The sequence below is a fragment of the Acinetobacter sp. YH12227 genome, assembly GCF_013417785.1.
GTDB classification, from domain to species: Bacteria; Pseudomonadota; Gammaproteobacteria; order Pseudomonadales; family Moraxellaceae; genus Acinetobacter; species Acinetobacter gandensis.
In genome coordinates this window covers 1-1509 of the sequence record NZ_VPDH01000167.1, presented here as the reverse complement: position 1 = coordinate 1509, position 1509 = coordinate 1, and the positions used below count along the sequence as shown (strand labels likewise).

At 38.4% G+C, this 1509-nt stretch carries 1 protein-coding gene and 2 pseudogenes; 1 reads left to right on the top strand and 2 read right to left on the bottom strand.

All coding sequences use genetic code 11. The annotated features are described in order from the left end of the window. Nucleotides 1-120, top strand: a pseudogene (locus FTV09_RS17695) (IS30 family transposase); the annotation flags it as partial. A 252-nt stretch (nt 121-372) separates the two neighbouring features. Here FTV09_RS17695 and FTV09_RS17690 read toward each other — a convergent pair. Both FTV09_RS17690 and FTV09_RS17685 read right to left on the bottom strand, forming a co-directional pair. Next, a complete protein-coding gene (locus tag FTV09_RS17690) occupies nt 373-1113 on the bottom strand; it encodes a M48 family metallopeptidase (RefSeq protein ID WP_180059006.1) in 741 nt (246 codons plus the stop codon). Nucleotide 1114: 1 nt separating this feature from the next. Continuing rightward, nucleotides 1115-1381, bottom strand: a pseudogene (locus FTV09_RS17685) (hypothetical protein); the annotation flags it as partial. Between the last annotated feature and the right edge of the window lie 128 nt (nt 1382-1509).

The following is a 1509-nucleotide window of genomic DNA, read 5'->3' as shown; positions in this document are numbered from 1 at the left end:
GTTGCCATGTCACTGAATACTCGTCCTAGAAAAGCGTTAGATTGGCTTACACCATTAGAGAAATTTGCTCAGCTTGTTGATTATCATAAGACTTTTCAAACTGTCGCACCTCATGTTTGAATTCGCCCACGGTCTTACAAGCCTATCACCTCATATGTTACGTCATACTGCTGCTTCAATTTGTGTTTCGCTCTATCCAGATGATAATAGAGATAATATGTTTGCTGTAATGAGGAGTTATTTTGGATGGTGGCCAGATTCCAAAATGCCAGCATACTATGCTAGCAGTGCCTTCAATGACCAAATGCAGGCAAAATATCTCGATATATTAAATAGAAGAATATCAACAATAGAAAGAATATTTAGTCACGATTAGTGAATGATTGCTGTCGCTCTATCATCTAACCGTTTTTTGATTATTGGCCAATCAGGCATAACTTGACTTAGAAGTTGATAAAAACGCTCACTATGATTATGTTCAACCAAATGACAAAGTTCATGCAAAATCACATAATCAATGCAAATTGCGGGCGCTTTAACTAGATGCGGGTTCAGTGTAAGAAGACCTGATGGTGAACAGTTCCCCCACTGTGTGCGCATTGTCATGAGTCGAATATCAGGCTTAGCTTCAACCCATAAGGCTTTTTCAAGAATCTGCCTCAATCGTACTTCAAATATGACTTTTGCTCGAGATCTGTACCATTCATTTAAATGAGATTTAATACTTTCAATATCCGTATCTAAGGTGTTTACCTCCAATCTTCCCCTCAGAAGTTTTACACCATTTGGCTTGGTATCATCTTGAATCACTTTCAATTGATACTGTTTACCCAAATAAAAGTGGCTTTCACCACTTTTATATTGGCGAGGCGTGATAAATTTGCTTTGTTCACGGAACTCTCGTAATTGCTTATAGATCCAACGACTACGTTGCTTTACCGCTTCAATGATTGTTTTATCATCTGTATTTAACGGTGTTGATACAACTACCCGACAATCAGCATAGACTTTAATCAGTATTTTTTGAGAACGACTAGAACTTTCAAGCAACTCAAAATCGATAACGTCATCACCATATACAATGCTTAACTTTTTCTCTGGCAGCGTATTCATCCTAGAGCCCATTCAAACCGACCCGAGTAATTTGTACGATCATTTCCACAATTTTTTTGGCTTGATCCATACCACTCCCAATGGACTTACATTCACGGAACATCTGAGGTAATAGTTTTTTACGGATATCCGCTTCAATATTTTGTGGATTAATTGAGTTTTCAGCTACAGAGCTCATGACAGAACGATCAACCTCGAAAGCAAGCTCAATCCACTTATCTTGATTCTGTTGATCTGTTATCGAGAATGCTTCAGGTAATAGTTTCTTGAGGCTTTGTTGCACAAAGATTTGAAATGCAAAGCGCCCCTAATTGAGCCAAATTTAAGGCGTAACTTGGGTAAGTGGTCGACCTAATTCCGTAAATCTGTTAAGAACTGCTACACGTGCATGGATCT